Source organism: Pseudomonas sp. 32A (assembly GCF_052682255.1).
In genome coordinates this window covers 4,143,466-4,165,128 of record NZ_JBQYLY010000001.1, presented here as the reverse complement: position 1 = coordinate 4,165,128, position 21,663 = coordinate 4,143,466, and the positions used below count along the sequence as shown (strand labels likewise).

Sequence of the window (21,663 nt, the reverse complement as noted above, 5' to 3'; positions counted from 1 at the left end):
CATGAATAAACCACCGAACCGGCGAATCTTATTGATCGACGACACCCCGTCGATTCACGAGGACTTTCGCAAGATTTTGATGCCGCCCGTGGACGCGAACCAGGAACTGGATGAGATGGAAACCGCGCTCTTCGGCGACAGCGCCAAACCCCAGGCCCTGGCCTTTGAGCTGGATTCTGCCTACGGCGGCCAGGAAGGATTGCAGTTGCTGTGCCAGGCCATGCAACAAGAACGGCCCTACGCCCTGGCCTTTGTCGACATGCGCATGCCCCAGGGCTGGGACGGCGCGCAAACCATCGAAGAATTATGGAAAGTCGACCCGCACCTGCAAGTGGTGGTGTGCACCGCCTACTCCGATTACTCCTGGGAAGAACTGCTGTTTCGCCTGCAGGGCCATGACCGCCTGCTGATCCTGAAAAAGCCTTTCGACAACATCGAAGTCCAACAGATGGCCAACACCCTGGCCGCCAAATGGGACATGGCCCGGCGTGCGTCCCTGCAAACCAGTCACCTGGAACATCTGGTGGAGCAACGCACCCAGGCGTTGACCTTGGCCAGCCAGGCGCTGCAGCTGGAAATCGATGAACGCAAGCAACTGGAAAGCCAGTTGGTGCAGTCGGAAAAGCTCGCGTCTTTGGGCCAGCTCGCGGCGGGGGTGGCCCATGAAATCAACAACCCGGTGGGGTTCATCTCCTCCAACCTGAGCACCCTGGACGGCTACTTCAAACAATTGCAGCAGATGCTCGACGCCTATCGGCAGGCCGAGGAAGCCCTCGCGCCCGGCGAATGCCTGACGCAATTGCAAAGCCTGCGCAAGGCCATGGACCTGGAGTTTCTCAAGGAAGACATCCCGATTCTGATCCACGAATCCAAGGACGGCATTGGTCGCGTGGCGCAGATCGTCAAGGACCTGAAGGATTTTTCGCGGGTCGACAACGACCAGAAATGGCAATGGGCAAACCTGCAACACGGCATCGACTCAACCCTGAATATCGTCGCCAGCGAACTCAAGTACAAGGCCGATGTGGTCAAGCATTTCCAGGTGCTGCCAGACATTGAATGCCTGGCCTCGCAGCTCAATCAGGTGGTGATGAACCTGGTGATCAACGCCGCCCAGGCCATGGGCCCGGAACGCGGCACTATCACCCTCAGCAATGGCGTGGAGGGCGACAAGGTCTGGCTGGAAGTGGCGGATACCGGCTGCGGAATCGCGCCGGAGAGTGTGCAGAAAATCTTCGACCCGTTCTTCACTACCAAGCCGGTGGGCGAAGGGACGGGGCTGGGGCTGTCACTGTCGTATGGGATTGTGAAGAAGCATCACGGGACTATTTCAGTGAACAGCGAAGTCGGCAAAGGCACGACGTTTCGGGTGGTGTTGCCGATTCGCCAGACGGCAGATCCCCTGTAAAGGCCAACCTCTACAGGGGACAGGCTCAGGCGTCGGCGTTCTTCGGGCTCGAACCAAACGACGCAAACCGCTTGTTGAAGCCGGCGATGCGGCCTTCGGACTGGGTCTTGCGCTGCTGGCCGGTGTACACCGGGTGCGAAGCGCTGGACACGTCGAGGAGCACGTAAGGGTAAGTGTTGCCGTCGCTGTGTTTTTGCGTACGGTCGGTTTCCACGGTGGAACCGATCAGGAAGAAAACGTCGGCGGCGGTGTCATGGAACAACACGGTGCGGTAGTCGGGGTGGATACCAGGTTTCATAAGGCCTCCGGGGCGTCTGGGTGAACATCAAATGTTATACAGTAACACAAATGATGCACCCAAACGAGAACCGATTGCAATAAGAATAGACCCCGAACTTCTATGCGGCTTCCTGGAAGTCCATTTCCGGTGGCTGTTGGGAGAAGCCCCGCGTCAGGAAACCCAGGTATACCAGGCCAATCGCCAACCAACTCAGGCCCAGGTAGATCGCCAGGTGATCCAGGCTGACCATCAACCACAGATCCGCCACCAGGCCGATGATCGGGAACACCAGGAACAACACCAGCTCCCGCAACCCGCGCTGCTGGGCGCCGATCCAGTAGTGGAAGATCACCGACAGGTTCACCAGGCTGAAAGCCAGGAACGCGCCGAAGTTGATGAACGAGGTGGAGGTGGTGACGTCCAGCTTCAGTGCCAGCAAGGCGACCACCGCGCACAGCAGGATGCTGTTCACCGGTGTGCCGAAGCGTGCATGCAAGGTGCCGAAGAACGACTTGGGCAGAACACCGTCGCGGCCCATCGCAAACAGCAACCGCGATCCACTGGCCTGGGCCGACAAACCTGAAGCGAACTGGCCGACGATCAGGCCGATCAGGAAGATCGACACGAACAGGTCGCCGCCAATGTTGCGGGCAATCTCGTAGGCGGCAGAATCCACGTCGGTGAACTCGAACGACGGGTGGGCGATCTGCACGAAGTACGACACACCGACAAAGATCAGCCCGCCGATCAGGGTGATCAGCATGATCGCCCGGGGAATGGTGCGGCGCGGGTCGCGGGTTTCTTCGGTCAGGGTGCTGACCGCATCAAAGCCCAGGAACGAATAGCAGGCGATCGCCGCGCCGCTCATGATCAACGGCATTTGCATCTGGCCGTTGAAGAACGGGGTGATGGTCCACAGCGGCTTGCTCGCGTCACCGCCGATGTAGTGGATGCACAGCGCGACGAAGGCGATCAGCACCAGGAACTGCACCAGCATCAGCAAGGCGTTGATGCCGTTGGCGAGTTTCAGGCCGATGATGTTGATCACACTGGTGACCCCGATAAACGCCAGTACCCAGACCCATTGCGGCACCGCCGGAAAGGCCGAATGCAGGTAGGCTGCGCCGATCAGCCAGATGGCCATGGGCAGGAACAGGTAGTCGAGCAACACCGCCCAACCGGCGATAAACCCGAGCTTGGGGCTGATGGCCTTGCGCACGTAGCTGTAGGCGGAACCGGCCACCGGGAACGCCGAGGCCATACGGCCGTAGCTCATGGCGGTAAAGAACATCGCCACCAGCGCGGCCAGGTAAGCGGCCGGGACCATGCCGGCGGTGGATTGCGCCAGGATGCCGAAGGTGCCCAAGACAATGATCGGTGTCATATAGGCGATGCCAAACAGCACCACCGACCCTAGCGACAGGGTGCGTTGCAAACGAGCCATGAGCGATTCTCCGCGCGATTATTAGATTTATGGCAGAACTGAAGTCGGTGCAGCAGGAGCAATAATTTTTATGGTTAGAACAGTTTTGAAATGAAGTGCAGCTTTCTGTGGTGAGTGCAGCTTCTGTGGCGAGGGGGCTTGTCCCCCGTTGGGCTGCGCAGCGGCCCCAGAAAAAGCGGGAGCGCTTCGCACTCCAACGGGGGACAAGCCCCCTCGCCACAGGACAAGCCCCCTCGCCACGACAAGCACCTTCACAACAGGATCGGGGTCAGGGTTTCGGGATCAGCAACTCCCGCGTTCCGTCCTTGCGCTCAATCACCTCCCCCGGCAATTTCAAGCGCTGGTCATCCAGGTAGCGGTAGTCCTGTCGCGCCGCCGCCAGTTGTCCCAGGTCCAGTTCAACCCTGAACTGCCCTTCCTCGCGCCCGGCTTCAAACAGTAAGGTGCCAAACGGGTCCACCAGCGCACTGCCACCGGCAAACATCAGGCCGTCATCGCCCTCTTCCACCCGGTTGACCATCAGCGCAAACGCCTGGTTTTCCTGGGCGCGGGCCATGATCGCGGTGCGGTGGGTGGGGCCGTACGGGTCCATGTTGCCGTTGGTGACGATCAACACTTCAGCCCCCAACTGCGCCAAGGCGCGGGCGGTTTCCGGGAATTCAATGTCGTAGCAGATCAACAGCCCCACGCGCACGCCGTTCCACTCGCAGGTGGCGTATCGGTCGCCGGGAGTGAACACGCCACGGTCCGAGGCCCACAGGTGGGTCTTGCGATAACGCAGGGCGATGCCGTCCGGGGTGATCATCAAGGTGGTGTTATAGAACTGGCCGGCGTCGCTCTCGGCCATGCCGATGACAACCGCGATATTGCGCGCGCGGGCTGCCTGGATAATCGCCTGGACGGTGGGGCCCTCTACAGGCTCGGCCACCTCGGCCACGGTGTCGGCGGTCGGGAAGCCCATCAGGTGGGTTTCCGGGAATACGACCAATTGGGTATCCGCCGCACACGCAGCAATCGCCGCCAAAGCGCGCTCAAGGTTGTAAGCTGTGCCGTTATCGCGGCCTGCCAGCTGGGCAAATTCGACCTTCATGGTGATTCCTTGTTCTTTATCTGTGGCGCAGTATGCGCAGCCGCGAACACTCGGGAAATCACGCAGCCGGGTTAACCCTATGGGGGTAGATGCATGACATTGTCGCTGGAAGACATCGCCTGGCACCGTTCGGTGGGGCAAATGATAGACGCCCTGGACCAGCCGAATTTCTGGACGCAGCTGGTCCGGTTGCTGGACCAATATGTGCCGTTCGACAGTTGGGTGGTGTTGCTGTTCAGCAGCGAGCACAAGCCCCTGGTGTTCGCCGAATGCCCGGGCCAGGACGGTGAACCGGACCATCTGTTCCAGGATTACCTCAACGGTTTATACCTGCTCGATCCCTTCTACATCGCCAGCCGCGAGCACTCGCGCACCGGGCTGTTTCGCCTGGCCGAAGTGGCCCCGGAGCATTTCGAACTGACCGAGTATTACCAGCGCTACTTCCGGTTGAACGTGGTGGCCGATGAAATCCAGTTCAACTGCCAGCAACCGGACGGGCGAACCCTGTGCCTGTCCCTGGGTTCCAAACAGCGCTTTGACCCACAGCAGATCGCCCTGCTGTCGCTGATCCAGCCGTGGGTGCTGGGTTTGCTGCGCCAGCGCCTGCCCCATGAACTCAACCAGGTAAGCGCCCCGGAGCCGCCGATCCACAACGATGGCTGGGGCGCACAACTCACCGCGCGGGAGCTGGATGTGGGCCGTTTGATGCTCAGTGGTTGCTCCAGCAAGGAAATCGCTCGTAAGCTGGAAATCTCTGTTGAAACCGTGAAAGTCCATAAAAAACACATGTACAGCAAGCTAGGGATCAAATCCCAGTCGGAGCTGTTCTCGATTTTTCTGCAGGCGCAAAACGCCTGATCGAGCCCTGTAGCAGCGAGCTTGCTCGCGAAAAACGTCAATGCACCGCGGTCATCCAGACAACCGCGCTATCGTTAACGACCTTCGCGAGCTAGCTCGCTCCTACAGGATAAAAACTAAGGAACCCTGTATGAGCCTGTCCTTGTTAAGCCGTTACGCGTTCTTTGCCGTCTGCGTCATTTTCACCCTCGCCAGCATGCCGTTTATCGAACACGAATGGCTGTGGCCGATCGCCGTGGTCACCGGCATCCTTAGCCTGATCGGCATTTTCGACCTGCTGCAAAGCCCCCACGCGGTGCGCCGCAACTACCCGATCCTGGGCAATATCCGTTACCTGGTGGAAGGTATCCGTCCGGAAATCCGCCAATACCTGCTGGAATCCGACAGCGACGCCCTGCCCTTTTCCCGGGCCCAGCGCTCGCTGGTCTATTCCCGCGCCAAAAACGAAAGCGCCGACAAACCCTTCGGCACGCTGATCGACGTGTACCAGTCCGGCTTTGAATTTATCGGCCACTCCATGCGCCCTGCGCCGTTGAGCGACCCCAGCGCGTTTCGCGTGATGGTCGGCGGCCCACAGTGCAAGCAACCGTACTCGGCCTCGGTGTTCAACATCTCCGCCATGAGCTTCGGCTCGTTGAGCGCCAACGCGATTCGCGCCCTCAATCAGGGTGCCAAGCTCGGCAATTTCGCCCATGACACTGGCGAAGGCAGCATCAGCCCCTATCACCGGGAAAACGGCGGCGACCTGACCTGGGAACTGGGCAGCGGCTACTTCGGTTGCCGCACCAGCACCGGTCTCTTCGACCCGGAACGCTTCGCCGTACAGGCGCAGAACCCGCAAGTACGGATGATCGAAATCAAGATGAGCCAAGGCGCCAAACCGGGCCACGGCGGGATCCTGCCCAAGCACAAGGTCACCCAGGAAATCGCCGATACCCGCGGCATCATGATGGGCGAAGACTGCATCTCGCCGTCGCGTCACAGTGCGTTTTCCACCCCCATCGAAATGATGCACTTCATCGCTCAGTTGCGTGAACTGTCGGGCGGCAAACCGGTGGGTTTCAAGTTCTGCCTGGGCCACCCGTGGGAATTCATGGGCATCGCCAAGGCCATGCTGGAAACCGGCATCCTCCCGGACTTCATCGTGGTAGACGGCAAGGAAGGCGGCACCGGCGCCGCACCGGTTGAGTTCACCGACCATATTGGCGTGCCGCTGCGTGAAGGCTTGTTGTTCGTGCACAACACCCTGGTGGGCTTGAACCTGCGGGACAAGATCAAGCTCGGCGCCAGCGGCAAGATCGTCAGCGCGTTCGACATCGCCAGCGTCCTGGCCATCGGTGCCGACTGGGCCAACTCGGCGCGGGGTTTCATGTTCGCCATCGGCTGCATCCAGTCGCAGAGCTGCCATACCAACAAATGCCCGACCGGCGTGGCCACTCAAGACCCGCTGCGCCAACGCGCACTGGTGGTACCGGACAAGGCCCAACGCGTGTTCAACTTCCACCGCAACACCCTGAAGGCCCTGGCCGAAATGCTCGCCGCCGCCGGTCTCGATCACCCGTCGCAACTGTCGGCCAAGCACTTGGTGCGGCGCATGTCGGCCACCGAGATCAAGTTGTTTTCGCAGCTGCATGTGTTCCTCAAGCCAGGTGAATTGCTCACCGGCGAAGTGAACGGCGAGTTTTATTCGCGCATGTGGCAGATGGCGCGGGCCGACAGTTTTGAGCCGAATGAAATCGCCGCAGCCTGATCTTTTTAACGGAACGATACGATGCTGAAAGTCATTGCCGAAGACTTCATCAAACCCGAACACCTCGACACCGTGCGCCCGTGGTATGCGGAACTGGTGGAAAAAACCCGTCAGGAACCGCTGTGTATTGCCTACGACTTGTTCGTCGACCAGAAAGACCCCGGGCACTTTATCTTTATCGAGCAATGGCCCGACCAGGCCGCGCTGGATGCGCACTGCCAGACAGAGCACTTCACCCGCCTGGTGCCGCAGATCAACCAATACCAAGCCAAACCCTGCCGGGTTTTGCTGATGGACGCGTTCTAAACCCTCCCTTTTGCGCCTGAACCGGACCACCGAACGGCATCGTTGAAACAAGGAGCTTCACCATGCCGTTACTCGACTTCACCGCCATCGCCACACAACTGCCGGACACCTGGAAATCCACCCGCCTGGGCCACGTCGGCCCGGCGGTGATCATCGACGTTTAAACAAAGCGATGAGACATTCAGCAAAAAACTCAGCTTTGCAATTGCTTACAAATACCGCCAACCTGCGCCCGCCCGACGTACGGCTCGACTGAAGCCGTCGTCCACTTGTCATTACTAAACCCCTTGTTAAAGAGCCCGCTGCCATGTTGAACGGACGCGACCCGCGCATCGATTTTTTTCGGGGCCTGGCGTTGATCTTTATTTTCTGGGATCACGTGCCCCACAACCCTCTGGGCCAGATCACCCTGCGCAACTTCGGTTTCAGCGACGCGGCGGAAGTCTTCGTGTTCCTGGCCGGTTATGCGGCCGTGCTGGCCTACGGCAAGATCCTGCAGCGCGACGGTTATCTGATCGCCTGCGTGAAGATCTGGCGGCGCACCTGGGTGCTCTACGTGGTGCACATCTTCCTGCTGGCGATGCTGATGGGCATCGTGTTCTTTGCCAACAGCCATGTGGAAACCCGCGACCTCGTTGAAGAGATGGGCCTGACGCACTTCGTCACCCATCCCCAACAGGCCCTGGTGGATGAGCTGCTGCTGCGCTTCAAGCCCAACCTGATGGACCCGCTGCCACTGTACATCGTGCTGCTGGGCTGCCTGCCGCTGGTGTTGCCGTTGCTGTTGCGCAAGACCTGGGCGGTGGTGGCTGTTTCGCTGGCGGTGTACTTGCTGGCCCCGCACCTGGGCTGGAACCTGGCGGCGATTGCCGACGGCGTGTGGTATTTCAATCCGGTGACCTGGCAGTTGCTGTTTGTGCTGGGCGGCGCGGCGGCGATTCATGCCGGGCAACCACGTCCCGTCGAGACTCGGCGCCTGCTGCGTCAGCCGTTGTTCGTCGCGGCGGCGGTGTACGCGCTGGTGGCGGGGGTTCTCACGCTCTCGTGGCGCTGGCCGGAAATCCACGATGCGCTGATGCCGTCGGCACTCAGCGACCTGTTGTACCCCATCAGCAAGACCGACCTGTCGCCGGTGCGTCTGCTGCATTTTCTGGCCCTGGCCTATGTCACCGCCAAGCTGCTGCCCGGCCACACCTGGACGCAAAACTGGCTGGCGCAACAAACCTGCCGCATGGGCCGCTACTCGCTGGAAGTGTTCTGCCTGGGGGTGCTGCTGGCGCCGCTGGCGGACATGATCAACGCGATCACCGGCGATGCCTTTGCCATGCAAATCTTCACCGCATTGGTAGGCGCCGGGCTGATGGCGCTGCTGGGGGCCTGGCTGGATTTGAACAAGCGGCTCACCCAACCGGCGCCCCCCGCCACCGCCTGAAAAACAAAAAGCCCCGAAAGGGGCTTTTTGTTGAGCGCAGGACTATCAGCTCGCGGTGCGTGCCGCCGCCTGGGTCGGCTGCAACTTGAACACGTAGAACAACACCGTCAGCATCACCAGGAACGCCGGGCCGACATACAGCGCCACGCGGGTATCCGGGAAGTACGCCATCAAGCCCACCACCAGCACCAGGAACGCCAGCGCCAGATAGGAACTGACCGGGTACAGCCACATGCGGTATTTGAGGCAGTCACGTTCGGCCTGGGTCAGGCTCTTGCGGAATTTGAGCTGGGCCAGGAGGATCATCAGCCAGGTCCAGATCGCACCAAAGGTGGCGATGGAGGTGACCCAGACGAAGACTTTTTCCGGGACCATGTAGTTGAGCAACACGCCCAGCAACAGCACGAAGATCGACAGCAGCAGCGCCTTGCGCGGCACGCCGTTGCTCGACGTGGTGCCGAATGTGGCCGGAGCCTGGCCGTTCTGCGCCAGGCTGTAGAGCATGCGCCCGGTACTGAAGATGCCGCCGTTGCACGACGACAACGCCGCAGTGATCACCACGAAGTTAATAATGCCGGCGGCGGTCTTGATGCCAAGACGCTCGAAGGTCATCACGAACGGGCTGCCCTGGGTGCCAATTTCGTTCCACGGGTAGATCGACAGGATCACGAACAACGCACCGACGTAGAACAGCAGGATGCGCCAGAACACCGAGCCAATGGCACTCGGGATGGTCTTCTGCGGGTTCTTCGCTTCACCGGCAGTGAGGCCGATCATCTCCACGCCCAGGTAGGCGAACATCACCATTTGCAGGGACATCAACACGCCCTGCACACCGTTGGGCATAAAGCCGCCGTGGGCCCACAGGTTGGAAATCCCCAGCGCCACGCCATCGTTGCCGAAACCGAACGCGATGATGCCGATGCCGCCGATCACCATGGCAATGATGGTGACGATCTTGATCAGCGCGAACCAGAACTCGAACTCACCGAATGCCTTGACCGCGATCAGGTTGATGGTGCCCATGCTGACCAGCGCCGCGAGGGCCCAGATCCAGCGCGGCACATCGGGGAACCACACGCCCATGTACACCGCGACGGCAGTGATTTCCGCGACACAGGTCACCAGCCACAGGAACCAGTAGTTCCAGCCGGTGAGAAAGCCTGCCAACGGGCCGAGGTAATCCTGGGCGTAGCGGCTGAAGGAGCCGGCCACCGGGTTGTGCACAGCCATCTCGCCGAGGGCGCGCATGATCACCAGGATCGCCAGGCCGCCGATGATGTAGGACAGCATGATTGCCGGGCCGGCCATTTCAATGGCCTTGGCCGAGCCGAGGAACAGGCCGACACCGATACAGGCGCCGAGGGCCATCAGGCGAATATGCCGTTCGCCAAGTTCGCGTTTCAGCGGACCGCCCTGAGCGGTCTCGCCTTGGGGCAGGTGATTGCCAGCGGGCATAGGGATACAACCTCGTCTTGTTATTGGATATGAGCCACCGAGTCCGGAGCGTCGTGGCGGGTCTGCCATGACGTACCGTTTCCAGTTCACCTTTTGGGTAAAACGGTCTGGCCGAGCCAGATCAGCGGGGGTGCAGTATAAAAAGCTCAACCCAGGGGTTTTCACTCTATAAACGGCAAGATTCAGCGGGAACTCTCGGCAAAAGCGCCTTTGGCGGAGGAGCATTACCTGGTTAGCGTAGGAATCATCGCCACCAAACGGCGGCGAGTATTGCACGGTAATGGTGCAGCGTCATGCCCCTACCTTTGGCGGATTTACGGGTGGGGGAGGCTCTAGCTCGACGGTTGGGGATTATGTGGCTGGGTTATGTGGCTGGGTTATCTGTGGCGAGGGGGCTTGTCCCCCGTTGGGCTGCGCAGCAGCCCCAGTAAACACACCGCATTTCTTCAGGAAGATCCTCATGGCAGGTTTTGGGGCTGCTGCGCAGCCCAACGGGGGACAAGCCCCCTCGCCACAACAAGCCCCCTCGCCACAGAAAGCCCCTCGCCACAAATCCACCTGCGAGAAACACGCCGACACTGAACTGCAAGAGAGCACTCCACAGCAGCTGCTAGCGTCAATTGACTACTTCCCCTCAAGGAGCAAAGGAATGCTTCATCAACCCAACTCTCATCTGTTACGCCGTGGTCGACATTCAGAGTCTGGCCGTCCTTATCTGATTACCGCGGTGGTTCAGAATCGGCAACCCCTGTTCAAAGACTTCCATTTGGGAAGACTACTGGTAGCAGAATTCAGGAAGACCCATGAATTGGGAGTGGTCGACTCTCTGGCATGGGTCGTCATGCCTGATCACTTTCACTGGCTATTTGAGCTGCAAGACACAACGTTGTCGCAGGCTGTGGGACGTACCAAATCCCGCAGCACCCTCACCATTAATCGCGCACGCGGCAGCAAAGAGCGGTTCTGGCAACTTGGCTACCATGACCGAGCAGTGCGTACCGATGAAGACCTTCGCAAAATTGCTCGCTACATCATCGCTAATCCTCTGCGAGCGGGCCTGGTCGAACATATTGGTGACTACCCACTATGGGACGCAGCCTGGCTTTGATTTTTCCTGTGGGGAGAGGGCTTGTCCCCTCACCACAGCAAGCTCCCTCACCACAAACAACATCACCTTCACAAATCCCCCCCACTCGCCCACCACCGTCTAAGCTTCAACCAAGTCCGATCAATCTGCGTAAATGGATCAATCGACTATGGGCGCTTTATGGCAAAACGCTTCGACCAAGGCTGCGGTCTCCACCGATAGCCCGGATGAACAGCCATTGCCACAAAGCCCTCCCCGCCGCAGACGACTGTGGTGGCGGCTGTTCTGGCTGGTGCTGTTGATTGCGCTGATCGCTTTGGGCTTTGCGGCCCTGCGGGAAATGCGCACTTCAAGGTTGCAGGCCAAAACCTTCACCGACCTCGCCTCGACCCTCACCTACCAAATGCACTCGGGCCCCAGCGATGCACGGGTTTACCCTGGCGCCGGGCCCTTTGACAAGCGCCTGGGCTACAGCGCCCTCGGCGAGTTCCTGCCGCGCTTGATCAAGCGTGACTACCTGATCCAGGCTCAGGCGCGCTTCTCCCCCGACCTGATGACCTACGCCCAGCGCGGCCTGTTCGTGCCCTACCCGGAAAAAATCCAGGCTGGCCTGACCATCACCGATTGCCGCGCCGCACCGCTGTATCAGTTCACGTATCCACAACAGTTCTACCCCAGCTTTGCGGCGATTCCACCGGTGGTGGTCAGCAGCCTGCTGTTTATCGAAGACCGCGACCTGCTCGACCCGAAAAACCCTCAACTCAACCCGGCCGTGGATTGGCCGCGTTTCGCCAAGGCCGCCTGGTCCCAGGTGGCGAAGCTTTTGCACCTGCCCGGCCAGACCGCTGGCGGCAGTACCCTGGCAACGCAACTGGAGAAATACCGCCACTCGCCCGACGGCCTGACCCTGTCCGGCGGCGAGAAAATCCGCCAGATGATTTCCGCCAGCGTGCGCGCGTATCAGGACGGCCCGCAAACCCTCGCGGCCCGGCAAGACATCGTGCGCGACTACCTCAACAGCGTGCCCCTGTCGGCGGTACCCGGCCATGGCGAAGTGCACGGCATGGCCGAAGGCTTGCGCGTGTGGTACGGCGCCGACTTCAACCAGACAAACGCGCTGCTCATCGGCACCGACCCCAAACAGCTGCCGCAAAAGGGCCTGGCGCTGCGCGAGGTGCTGTCGCTGATGATCGCCCAACGCCGCCCGTCTCACTATTTGTCCAAGGGCCACAAGGAACTGGCGGACCTCACCGACAGCCACATCCGCCTGCTCGCACAAAACAACGTGATCGACCCGGCGCTGGCCAGCGCAGCCCTCGCCAGCAAAGTCACTTACCGTGACTGGCAGCAACAACCGACGATCCAGCCGATCGAAACCAACAAGGGCATCAGCGTCGCCCGCACGCGCTTGGCTGCCCTGCTCAACCAGCCGCTGTACGACCTCGACCGACTCGATCTCTCTGCCACGAGCACCTTGCAAGCCGACCTGCAAAGCCAGGCCAGCACTTACCTCAAGCAACTCGCCGACCCCGCCTTCGCCGCGCAGATCGGCCTGCTCGGGCCCACGCTGCTGACACCCGCCAGCACCGCTCAGGTTCGCTACAGTTTCAACCTCTACGAGATGACACCCGACGGCGCCCGCGTGCGCGTGCAAACCGACAGCACCGACCAGCCGTTCGACATCAACGAAGGCAGCAAGCTGGAACTGGGCTCAACCGCCAAGCTGCGGGTGATGACCACCTACCTGCAAATCGTCAGCGAACTGCATGATAAATACGCTGCAACGCCTGCCGCCGAGCTGCGCAAAGTCCCGGTCGACGACACCGACCGCATCACCCGCTGGGCCCTCGACTACCTGGCCCAGAACAGCGACCGCAACCTGCCGGCCATGCTCGACGCCGCCCTCAATCGCCAATACTCGGCCAACACCGGCGAAGGTTTTTTCACCGGCGGCGGCATGCACCACTTTCACAACTTCCGCAGCCAGGACAACGGTCGCAATCCCACGTTGATCGAGGCCCTGCGGGAGTCGATCAACCTGCCGTTCATTCGCCTGATGCGCGACCTGGTGCGCTACAGCACCTATCACGGTGCGAACAACAGTGCCGAGTTGCTCAAGGACGACAGCGACCCGAGGCGCCAGGAATACCTGGCCAAATTCGCCGACCGCGAAGGCACCACCTTCCTGCTCAAGTTCTGGAAGAAATACCGCAACAAGAACACCCAGGCGCGCCTCGACACCTTCCTCGACAGCATGCACCCCACCGCCATTCGCCTGGCCGCCGTACACCGCTACCTGCTGCCCAACGCCAGCCAGGCGAGTTTCAACAGCTTCGTCCGCTCGCACTTGAGCAGCGTCAAAAGCACTGAAAAACTCACCGACGAGCGCCTCGAAAAGCTCTACCAGAATTACGGCCCCGGCGCCTACGACCTGCCTGACCAAGGCTATATCGCCAAGGTTCACCCGCTGGATCTGTGGCTGATGGGCTACCTGCTGAACAACCCCGACGCCACCTTCACCCAGGCCACCGCCGCCAGTGAACACGAGCGCCAGGAGGTTTACAGCTGGCTGTTCAAGAGCCGCCACAAGAGCGCCCGCGACAGCCGCATCCGCACCATGCTGGAGATCGAAGCGTTCCTCGATATCCACCAGCGCTGGCAAAAAGTCGGCTATCCCTTCGACCACCTGGTGCCGTCGCTCGCCACCGCCATCGGCAGCTCCGGCGACCGCCCGGCAGCACTGGCAGAGCTGGTGGGGATCATCCTCAATGATGGCGTGCGCGAGCCCACCCTGCGTATCGACAGCCTGCGCTTTGCCGCCGACACCCCGTACGAAACCCGCTTGGTCAACGACCCCAATCGCGGCAAGCGCGTGATGCCTTCCGAGGTGGCCACGGCACTCAAAGGGGCGCTGTCCCAGGTGGTGGATGCCGGCACTGCACGGCGCGTGTCCGGCAGTTTCAAACTGGCGGACGGTACGCCATTGGCCATGGGCGGCAAGACCGGTACCGGCGACAACCGGATCGAAGCCATCGGCGCCGGTGGGCGGATTCTCAGCTCCAAGGCAATCAACCGCACGGCGACCTTCGTGTTCTACATCGGCGAGCACCATTTCGGCACGTTGACCGCCTTTGTGCCGGGCGCTTCGGCCCAGGGTTTCAAGTTCACTTCGGCGTTGCCGGTGCAGGTACTCAAAGGCATGGCGCCGATTCTTACGCCCTATCTGCAACCGGGCAACAACAGCTTATGCAGCGTGCGCTGATGGGCCTATCCCTGCGCTTTTCACTTGCGGATTACTGAGGGATCCGCCGCAGTTTCCACCCACTATTCAAACTTATCCGCAGCCGTGCCGGTGCATAGACTCAAACCTTCTTTTTGAGCTCTACAGGTTGCCCTCATGGCCGACACACCCGACCAGTCCCTGCACCACGCGTTTATCGAAAACGCCCTGCCGCACTGGCTGAAAACCACCTCGCCCCATCGCCTGCGCGCACTCAACGACGTCGCTCTCCAAGGCATCCGCCATTATCCCCATGCCAGCGCCGAACAGCATCAGGCGCTCAAGCCCGCCATTGCCAAACACTGGCAGCAACAGACGGCGATGGACCAGCGATTCCAGGCCTTAACCGACGTGTACGCCTTCGCCGAACCGCTGCTGAAAAATGCCTTGAAGGCCTATGGCGATATCGACGTGAAAACCACCTACCTGCGCCTGTATGCCAGCGCCACGGTTGCCTGGTGGGTGCATGACTTCACTCGCGGTGAGCAAAGCAAAACCCTGTCGCTGCTGGACGCCGCGCTGGCCAACTTTGCCGCCCCGGACACTTTCCTCGACTACGCCTTCCTGTCCGCCGAAGACCCGCGCGGGCAACGGGATACATTGACCTTGCGCCACACCACCACCGGCGCGGTATTGACCGCTGAACAGTTCAAGCAAATCTGCCGCACCCTGGACCTGGGCGCCCGCTATCAGAAGAGCCTGCGCCAAGCCCTGGGGTTCTATGACGCGACGGTAACCCGGGCCGTGCGCCTGCAGATGATTGCCACCCAGAAGACGGCCCTGGGTACGGCCGCGCACCTGGCCCTGATCAACCGGGACATCGACGCCGATGCCCACGGCGCCGTGCTCGACCTGATCGCCGGCCGCGTCGCACTGCTGGACGGGCTGGCGCTTGAATGCCATACCCTGAGCCTGATGAACACGGCATTGACCGGCATCCTGTTGCTGTTTGTCCCGCAGCCCACCCGACCCGTCGGCAAGGTGCTGGTGTACATCCCCGCAGACCCCGAACACCCCCTGAAGCAATACCCGTCGCCCGCGGCCTTCCTCAGTCATCTCACGGAAAAACTGCGGGACAAGCAGCACTACCAGACCTTCTTCAGCCAGTTCATCGACCATGCGCGGCGCGGTGAATTCTTTGCCGGGCTCAATTCACGCCTGAGCCGTGTGCGTTGGCATCAAACCCCAGCCACCGACCCGCGCCCCAGCTGGCGCGACACGCCGATCACCCAGCCGAATCTGCAATTCAGCCTGCTGGCCATCGGTGACGATCACGTCAATCGCTCAACACTCGCCGCCGAAAATGACCTGTGGAATTACCAGTACCGCCTCAAGTTGAACAAGATCGTCAACGATGCCCTGGACATCGCCGTGCCCACCGCCACCGCTGACCGCCACGCGCGCTGGGCCTGGTGGGACAACCTGGAAAAAATCCTCGGGGATATCTTCAACGCAGCGCTGCTGGTGCTGACGCCTTTCGTGCCGCTGCTGGGCGAAGCGATGCTCGCCTACAGCCTGTACCAGATCACCGACGAGGTGTTCGAGGGGATTGTCGATTGGGCCCAGGGGCGCGGTGCCGAGGCGGCAGAGCAAGTGGTCGCGGTGGCCGACAGCGTGATCCAGTTCGCCCTGTTCGGTGCCGCCAGCCAGTTGGGCCCTGTCGCACGGCTCAAGCTCAGCCCCTTCGTCGAAGGTTTGCGCCCGGTGGTGCGGCACGACGGCAGTAAGCGCCTGTGGCACCCGGATATTGCGCCCTATGCTGTGAAAAACCTCGACCATCCGCCCATTGTCGACGGCCTGCACACCCATCAGGGCAAGCAGATCCTCGCGCTGCAAGGTGCTCACTTCGAAGTGCAGGCAGACGCTGAAACCGGCGACACGCGTATCGCTCACCCGGAGCGCGCCAACGCCTATCAACCCCTGGTGCGGTTCAACGGCAGTGGCGCCTTCGTGCATGAAGCCGAGCAACCGCGCACCTGGGACAGCGCCCCCCTGATGCGCCGCCTGGGGCCACGAACCGCCCCCTTCAGCAACCAGCAACTGCAGCAGATGCAACGCATCAGCGGTGCCGACGACGGTGTGCTGCGCAACCTTTACGTGCAAAACCGGCCGACCCCGCCACTGCTGGAAGCCACCCTCAATCGCTACGAAGCCCAGCACGCGGCTACGCAGACCGTGCACACCCTGCGTACCGGCGCACCGCTGCCGCTGGATGCCACGTCCGCCTGGTTCGAGCAGACCATCACCGAACTGCCGGGCTGGCCCCAGGCCAAGGCGTTGGAAGTGTTCGTGCGCTCGGACAAGACCGGTGACTCCCACAAGTACGCCAACCCGGATGCGTCGCCGGCCGATACGCTGCAACTGAGCCTGGCCGAGGTGATGTCCGGCGAGTTGCCGACGCGAGTGCTGGGGTTTCTCGATGAGCCGTCGATCAAGCACCTGTTGGGTGGCGACGTGCCGCAAGCGTTGCGCGTACAAACCTTGCGCGATCAACTGGCGGACTCGGTGGCGCGCCAGGCCGGTGACATCGCCGACTACATCCATAACGCCCGCCAGCTCAGCGCCGATCCCCATGTGCGCCGGCTGCGCGAGCAGGTCAACCCGCTGGACAGGCCCCTGGCCGAAACCCTGCTGGCTGGTGCCACCCCGGCCGAACGGCAAACCCTGGACCAACACGTACCGCTGCGCTTGCTCAACCAGGCCAGCGAACTGAGCTTCGCCCAGCACAGCGCCCAGGCCTACGCCGGGTTCTTCTCGCCCTGGCCGATCACCGAAGACACCGAGCGCCTGGTGCTCAATACCCTCAAGCGCTACAGCGATGGCTTTGGCGACCTGCATCTGCAAATCCGCGATCGCCAGGTCAGCGGTACGTTGCGTTGTGAAGCCGGGCCGGCCGATGCCAACCGACGCCGCGTGCTGGTGCGCCAAAACCACGTGGGCTACGAACTGTTCGATGAACAGGGCCAGCGCCTGCACGGCCCGGATACCCTGTATGAATGCCTGTTGCGTGCATTGTCCGAAGCCCAGCAAAGCGAGTTGGGCTATCGGCCCGGCCAGGGGGCCGGGCTCAAGCACTGGCTGATGGAAACCCTCGAACCCCTGGCCGAACGGCGCCGAGTGCTGGCCGAGCCACCGCTGCGCAGTGCGGCAGATGTGCAGACCACCACCCTGCTCGGCGGCGCGGCCCTCGGCGGGTTGCGCCGCGCCCAGGAGCACCTGAGCCAGGCCCGCGCCCGGGAAGTGCTGGCCAGTCTGTTCCCGACCCTGGAGGAGGAACGCCTGCAGCGATTCCTCAATGAGATCGGGCCAGGGCCGAACAACCAAGTGCTCAATCGCCTGGTGCTGCAGCGGCAAAACTTGTACCGGGAACTGGAGCAATGGAAGCGCCTGCCCGGCGCCCACCCGAAGAACAGCGAAATGGCCCGCCGGGAGAAGCTGCGTAAAAACATCATTGCGCACAAACTCTATCGCTGCTGGGAAGACCGCTTCGCCGAACACCGCGACGACTGGGGCCAGGTTCAGAACGGCGCAAGCCTGGACCTCAGCACCCTGGAACTGCCCGGCAGCCTGCCACTGCTGGGGGATGGTTTCGAGCACGTCACCCAACTGAAGCTGGCCAACTGCATGTTCAACGACAGCCAGTGGCCCTTTCTGCAGGCATTCCCTTCCCTGCGTGAACTGGACGTCAGTGCGAACGAACTGACGCGGCTGCCCGAGCCCATCGCCAACATGCGCTACCTGCGCGACCTCAACCTGGGAGAAAACCAGATCATGCTGCTCAACGGCGACGTTGCACGCCTGAAAAACCTCCGGCACCTGCGCAACCTGAACCTGTACCGCAACCCGCTGACACAGCCTCCCAACGTCTCGAAAATGCCGCACCTGCGTCGCCTGTTCCTGAGCCGCACCCCTATCACCCAATGGCCCGCCGGGCTGTTTGCCCACCCTCGGGAGGAGGGTTTCCTGCTCGATCTGAGCCAAACCCGGATTGATCATGTGCCAGCGCTCATGGCCGACAGCGCCGAGGCTCGGACCGTCGCCCATACCCGCCTGGACCGCAACACCCTGCTCAACGACCAGCGCCTGTTGTACGAGCAGTACCGCGAAGCCGCCGGCCTGGACCCCAACCGCAGCTATGAACCCCGTGGAGAGAGCGGCCCGTGGCTGGAACGGGTCAGGCCGCCGTTACTGGGCAGGCGCCAGGCACTGTGGCAAGCGGTGGAACGCGAGCACGGCTCCCAGGGTTTGTTCGAGGTGATCAAGGCCCTTGAAGCACCCGACTTCTTCCAGCGGCCCCAGGACCAGGATACCTATTGGGACAATCTTGAAACGTTGCGCGAGCGCGTCTGGCGTTTGCTGGAGGCGGCCCACAACGACACGGCGCTGCGTGAAAAACTGTTCAAGATGGCCAGTTTTCCCGGCCTGTGCGCCGACGGCAGTGCACAGATTTTCAATGACCTGGGCATCGAAGTGCTGGTCAGCGAAGCCCAGCGTTACTCCGCCTCGGCCAGCGAGCGCGAGGCCAAACTGGTGACGCTGGCCAAGGGCAATGCACGGCTCAAGCAATTGAACCGCATCGCCAGCGAGGACATTGCCCATCGGCTCAAACCGGAAGCCGAAGGCGGCCTCGGCCAATGGCTGCGTTCGCAACGACGGGAGGGCGTGATGGGCAAGGTGGACGACGTGGAGGTCTACCTGAGCTACCAGACCTCCCTGGCCAAGCGCCTCGACCTGCCCTGGCTGTCGGAACATATGCTGTACCGCGACACCGGTGACGTGAAAGCGGCGCAGATCGAACAGGCCTACAGCACCGTGCTGGAGCTGGGCGAAGGCGATGGCCTGGTCAACCAGATGTTGCTGGAGCCCTATTGGGAACAGTACCTGCACGACCACCACCCGAACACCCTTGAGGCCAATGCCCGGCATTTCGACGAGCAATGCGCGCGCCTTGATGAGTTGCAGGAAGCCCAGGCCAGGCTGGCCCAGGCCAATGGCTTGCCCGCCGAGCAGAAGGATGCGTTGCAAGTCAGGCTCATGGGCCTCGCCGACGCCCTGGGTGTTCCGCACCCGCAGGTGCTGACCGGGCACCCCATGACCGACGACAGCTACAACCTGCTGCTCAACGAACTGGGCTACCGCGAAAAACAATGGATGCGCGAGTTGACCCACCAGGCTTTGGAACGCCACAGCCAACAACGTAACCGCGTCACGCGCCAGGTCTGAACGTATGGGTGTGTCACGGCACACCCATTACCAGTACGCCGTTGCCATTTACGACCCCCTCGACAGGCAGGGACCCCGCCCGCTTGACCAGGGCGAACGTTACAACGTCGCTCCCGGAGCTGTTGGTGATACGGGTCAGGAACGAGCCGTTGACTCGAACCGCAGTCCCCTGACGGACAAGGGCCGTACCCACGTTCGGATTACTCATCACCAGCGCATTGGCGTTGAACGAGGAAGGCGTGCCTTTGTAGGTAATGGTGATCGGCGTGTTAATTCCCGGGTCCGGGCACCGGTAGGTCAGCGTGTGATCCTTACGAACACTGGTGGACAGCGGGTCCGTGCCTATCGCCCTCTGGTGCACGTTGCCGAAGTTGATTTCGATCGGTTGGTTATTGTTGATCGTGCACGACGATGGAGAGATCGCGAATTTATTATCCGCGGTGTACTGGAGAACAAGCCGCGTCCGGTTTGAATCATAGTTGTTTGTCTGGTCCAGCGTTAACGTTCCAAGGATGTCCCCTCTTTCAACTTCGATTGGGTTGGTCGGATTGTTTCTTATCAAAATATAGGGCGTTACATTGACTCGTACCCCAATACCATTATTTGGCATGACAGATATTCGAATTCCGCCCGGGACGGGAGTATTCAAGTCTGAGCCGTTAATTCGTAGACCGGTGCCGAAGCCTGCGAATTTTCCGCCGGGCACCCAGGCAGATGGCGCAGTTGCCCAGTAGTCCTGCCTCCAAGCGGGATGGCCGTCCAAGAGAGAGTACCGACACTCCAGGTTCGCCCCATCAAGCAGAATACGGGTCGTGTCCGCCCCCAATCGGACAGTCACCGGGACCGTTAGGCTTACAGTTTCTCCAGTGTCCAATCGCTTCCAGGGCCCGCCATTGACTCGGCAATCAGCCGCTTTCACGGTGGTCGTAATGCCAGCCAGGGCAAGCAGCACAACGGCTCCAAATAGTCGTTTCATGTTGTTCTCTTTCATCCCATGCATAACGGTTTACCGTTACGGATAATCCAGCGTAAACGTCGAAGTCACACGGTAGCTGCCGTGCCCGATGGTCTTGTCCCGCAGGGCATCCGGCTCACCCTGCACATAGGCCTTGAGCAGGATGACGTTGTTGCCGGGGCTCAATTTCTGTTCGTCGCCGACCTTGTTCACCGGCACCGGCTTATCGCTCAGTGTCTCCAAACCCAGCCCGATACCAGAGGCACCGCTGCCACCATCCAGCGCGAACAAACCGGGCAGCGCGCGGTTTTCCGCACCGTTGAACAGGATGGTCACCGAGTCGCTGATGGTGGTATTGCAGTCATCCAGGTGCAGGGTGAAACGTTTGCCCACTGAGCGTGTGTTGATGTAGAGGTGCTTGCTGGTCAGGTCCCACAGCTCCAGGGTGATGGCTTCATCGCCCGGGCGGATGGTGCAGGCCTGTTCCACCAGGTTGCCCTTGAACCTCAGGTTGTCCACCGCCTGCGCCGTGGCCGCCAGGCCGACGGTCAGCAGCAGGACCAGCCCCTTATGAATCATTGCGTGTCGCATACACTCGACTCCTACTGGTATTCAGCCAACAGCGTGGCCACCGCCGTGAACCCCTGGGCCTTCAGGACCGAACCCGGCCGTTTGACCGGCACCACTTCCAAGGTCGGCGGTGCCGCCAGGCTGATGTCCAGCGGCGTGTTGAGGCGAAACGGCGCGTTGTTCTGATACAGCCGAATCCCCAGGTCAGGCGCAGTGGTCTGCAGGGCGGCGTTATCAAACGTCGTCTCTGTGCCCTTGACGCTCAGCTTCAACAACCACGGCAGCGTGGAGGCGCCGCAGCGGATGGTGTAGCCGACGGCCCTGCGGTATTTCACGCCATCGACACGCTTGGTGCCGACATCCCCGAAATCGACTTCAATCGTGCTGCCCGAATCAATCGTGCAGGGCGGCGGCTCGTTCAGCGTGCCGTTGAACGTCAGGTTGGCCGACGCAGCACTGAAAAAGCCGAAGCAACACAAGCCGAGCAACGTTCGCTGTGGCCAACATTTCATTGATCGTTTC

General features: G+C 61.2%; 15 protein-coding genes and 3 pseudogenes. 11 read left to right on the top strand and 7 right to left on the bottom strand.

Annotated elements, in window-relative coordinates; all coding sequences use genetic code 11:
* Position 1: 1 nt before the first annotated feature.
* The 3 genes and pseudogenes from ACUN0G_RS19100 to ACUN0G_RS19090 all read left to right on the top strand — a co-directional run.
* Positions 2 to 439: pseudogene (locus tag ACUN0G_RS19100) on the top strand (response regulator transcription factor); the annotation flags it as partial.
* Positions 440 to 595: 156 nt separating this feature from the next.
* Positions 596 to 679: pseudogene (locus ACUN0G_RS19095) on the top strand (hypothetical protein); the annotation flags it as partial.
* A gap of 60 nt (positions 680 to 739) precedes the next feature.
* The gene (locus tag ACUN0G_RS19090) at positions 740 to 1,408 is read left to right on the top strand and encodes a sensor histidine kinase (protein WP_445575573.1); all 669 of its coding nucleotides are present in this window, start codon (positions 740 to 742) and stop codon (positions 1,406 to 1,408) included.
* Positions 1,409 to 1,433: 25 nt separating this feature from the next.
* Here the strand turns inward: ACUN0G_RS19090 and ACUN0G_RS19085 are convergent, their stop codons facing one another.
* The 3 genes from ACUN0G_RS19085 to ACUN0G_RS19075 form a co-directional block, all read right to left on the bottom strand.
* Positions 1,434 to 1,706 (bottom strand): type B 50S ribosomal protein L31, encoded by a 273-nt coding sequence (locus ACUN0G_RS19085; protein WP_421524168.1) that lies wholly within the window; start codon positions 1,704 to 1,706, stop codon positions 1,434 to 1,436.
* A gap of 100 nt (positions 1,707 to 1,806) precedes the next feature.
* Positions 1,807 to 3,132 carry an APC family permease gene (locus ACUN0G_RS19080; protein WP_421524169.1) on the bottom strand — a complete coding sequence of 442 codons (1,326 nt, stop codon included), beginning with the start codon at positions 3,130 to 3,132 and terminating at the stop codon, positions 1,807 to 1,809.
* Positions 3,133 to 3,400: 268 nt separating this feature from the next.
* Positions 3,401 to 4,222, bottom strand: a complete 822-nt coding sequence (locus ACUN0G_RS19075) for a carbon-nitrogen hydrolase family protein (RefSeq protein ID WP_445574027.1) — start codon at positions 4,220 to 4,222, stop codon at positions 3,401 to 3,403.
* A gap of 93 nt (positions 4,223 to 4,315) precedes the next feature.
* Between ACUN0G_RS19075 and ACUN0G_RS19070 the strand changes: the two genes are divergently transcribed.
* The 5 genes and pseudogenes from ACUN0G_RS19070 to ACUN0G_RS19050 all read left to right on the top strand — a co-directional run bounded on the left by ACUN0G_RS19070 (position 4,316) and on the right by ACUN0G_RS19050 (position 8,568).
* Positions 4,316 to 5,080, top strand: coding sequence for a helix-turn-helix transcriptional regulator (locus ACUN0G_RS19070; protein WP_093205468.1), 765 nt, complete (start codon positions 4,316 to 4,318; stop codon positions 5,078 to 5,080).
* A 130-nt stretch (positions 5,081 to 5,210) separates the two neighbouring features.
* Positions 5,211 to 6,830 (top strand): FMN-binding glutamate synthase family protein, encoded by a 1,620-nt coding sequence (locus tag ACUN0G_RS19065; RefSeq protein ID WP_445574026.1) that lies wholly within the window; start codon positions 5,211 to 5,213, stop codon positions 6,828 to 6,830.
* Between the two features lie 21 nt (positions 6,831 to 6,851).
* Positions 6,852 to 7,136, top strand: coding sequence for a putative quinol monooxygenase (locus ACUN0G_RS19060; RefSeq protein ID WP_258347695.1), 285 nt, complete (start codon positions 6,852 to 6,854; stop codon positions 7,134 to 7,136).
* A gap of 62 nt (positions 7,137 to 7,198) precedes the next feature.
* A pseudogene (locus ACUN0G_RS19055) lies at positions 7,199 to 7,288 on the top strand (cupin domain-containing protein); the annotation flags it as partial.
* 155 nt (positions 7,289 to 7,443) lie between these two features.
* On the top strand, positions 7,444 to 8,568 hold the full coding sequence (locus tag ACUN0G_RS19050; RefSeq protein ID WP_445574025.1) for an OpgC family protein: 1,125 nt from the start codon (positions 7,444 to 7,446) through the stop codon (positions 8,566 to 8,568).
* Positions 8,569 to 8,613: 45 nt separating this feature from the next.
* Here the strand turns inward: ACUN0G_RS19050 and ACUN0G_RS19045 are convergent, their stop codons facing one another.
* On the bottom strand, positions 8,614 to 10,026 hold the full coding sequence (locus ACUN0G_RS19045; protein ID WP_445574024.1) for an amino acid permease: 1,413 nt from the start codon (positions 10,024 to 10,026) through the stop codon (positions 8,614 to 8,616).
* A 649-nt stretch (positions 10,027 to 10,675) separates the two neighbouring features.
* Here ACUN0G_RS19045 and ACUN0G_RS19040 point away from each other — a divergent pair.
* From ACUN0G_RS19040 to ACUN0G_RS19030, 3 genes are all read left to right on the top strand, one after another.
* On the top strand, positions 10,676 to 11,134 hold the full coding sequence (locus tag ACUN0G_RS19040; RefSeq protein WP_445574023.1) for an REP-associated tyrosine transposase: 459 nt from the start codon (positions 10,676 to 10,678) through the stop codon (positions 11,132 to 11,134).
* A gap of 148 nt (positions 11,135 to 11,282) precedes the next feature.
* Complete coding sequence (locus ACUN0G_RS19035; protein WP_445574022.1) at positions 11,283 to 14,375, top strand: transglycosylase domain-containing protein; 3,093 nt, start codon at positions 11,283 to 11,285, stop codon at positions 14,373 to 14,375.
* Between the two features lie 135 nt (positions 14,376 to 14,510).
* Positions 14,511 to 19,616: an NEL-type E3 ubiquitin ligase domain-containing protein gene (locus ACUN0G_RS19030; RefSeq protein ID WP_445574021.1), complete on the top strand. Its 5,106-nt coding sequence runs from the start codon at positions 14,511 to 14,513 to the stop codon at positions 19,614 to 19,616.
* Between the two features lie 13 nt (positions 19,617 to 19,629).
* On the opposite strand, the gene ACUN0G_RS19025 is transcribed toward ACUN0G_RS19030, so the two are convergent.
* The 3 genes from ACUN0G_RS19025 to ACUN0G_RS19015 are packed head-to-tail and all read right to left on the bottom strand — an operon-like array spanning position 19,630 to position 21,653.
* A complete protein-coding gene (locus ACUN0G_RS19025) occupies positions 19,630 to 20,592 on the bottom strand; it encodes a fimbrial protein (RefSeq protein WP_445574020.1) in 963 nt (320 codons plus the stop codon).
* Between the two features lie 36 nt (positions 20,593 to 20,628).
* A complete protein-coding gene (locus ACUN0G_RS19020) occupies positions 20,629 to 21,162 on the bottom strand; it encodes a fimbrial protein (RefSeq protein ID WP_445574019.1) in 534 nt (177 codons plus the stop codon).
* Positions 21,163 to 21,173: 11 nt separating this feature from the next.
* Entirely contained in the window at positions 21,174 to 21,653 is a 480-nt protein-coding gene (locus tag ACUN0G_RS19015; RefSeq protein WP_178903359.1) for a fimbrial protein, read from the bottom strand.
* Positions 21,654 to 21,663 lie beyond the last annotated feature (10 nt).

Bases quoted from the DNA above. Each gene is read 5' to 3' on its own strand.
- ACUN0G_RS19070 (WP_093205468.1), top strand. From the start codon at position 4,316: ATGACATTGTCGCTGGAAGACATCGCCTGGCACCGTTCGGTGGGGCAA.
- ACUN0G_RS19075 (WP_445574027.1), bottom strand. From the start codon at position 4,222: ATGAAGGTCGAATTTGCCCAGCTGGCAGGCCGCGATAACGGCACAGCT.
- ACUN0G_RS19060 (WP_258347695.1), top strand. From the start codon at position 6,852: ATGCTGAAAGTCATTGCCGAAGACTTCATCAAACCCGAACACCTCGAC.
- ACUN0G_RS19035 (WP_445574022.1), top strand. From the start codon at position 11,283: ATGGGCGCTTTATGGCAAAACGCTTCGACCAAGGCTGCGGTCTCCACC.
- ACUN0G_RS19090 (WP_445575573.1), top strand. From the start codon at position 740: ATGCTCGACGCCTATCGGCAGGCCGAGGAAGCCCTCGCGCCCGGCGAA.
- ACUN0G_RS19085 (WP_421524168.1), bottom strand. From the start codon at position 1,706: ATGAAACCTGGTATCCACCCCGACTACCGCACCGTGTTGTTCCATGAC.
- ACUN0G_RS19050 (WP_445574025.1), top strand. From the start codon at position 7,444: ATGTTGAACGGACGCGACCCGCGCATCGATTTTTTTCGGGGCCTGGCG.
- ACUN0G_RS19045 (WP_445574024.1), bottom strand. From the start codon at position 10,026: ATGCCCGCTGGCAATCACCTGCCCCAAGGCGAGACCGCTCAGGGCGGT.
- ACUN0G_RS19020 (WP_445574019.1), bottom strand. From the start codon at position 21,162: ATGCGACACGCAATGATTCATAAGGGGCTGGTCCTGCTGCTGACCGTC.
- ACUN0G_RS19025 (WP_445574020.1), bottom strand. From the start codon at position 20,592: ATGAAACGACTATTTGGAGCCGTTGTGCTGCTTGCCCTGGCTGGCATT.
- ACUN0G_RS19040 (WP_445574023.1), top strand. From the start codon at position 10,676: ATGCTTCATCAACCCAACTCTCATCTGTTACGCCGTGGTCGACATTCA.
- ACUN0G_RS19065 (WP_445574026.1), top strand. From the start codon at position 5,211: ATGAGCCTGTCCTTGTTAAGCCGTTACGCGTTCTTTGCCGTCTGCGTC.
- ACUN0G_RS19030 (WP_445574021.1), top strand. From the start codon at position 14,511: ATGGCCGACACACCCGACCAGTCCCTGCACCACGCGTTTATCGAAAAC.
- ACUN0G_RS19015 (WP_178903359.1), bottom strand. From the start codon at position 21,653: ATGAAATGTTGGCCACAGCGAACGTTGCTCGGCTTGTGTTGCTTCGGC.
- ACUN0G_RS19080 (WP_421524169.1), bottom strand. From the start codon at position 3,132: ATGGCTCGTTTGCAACGCACCCTGTCGCTAGGGTCGGTGGTGCTGTTT.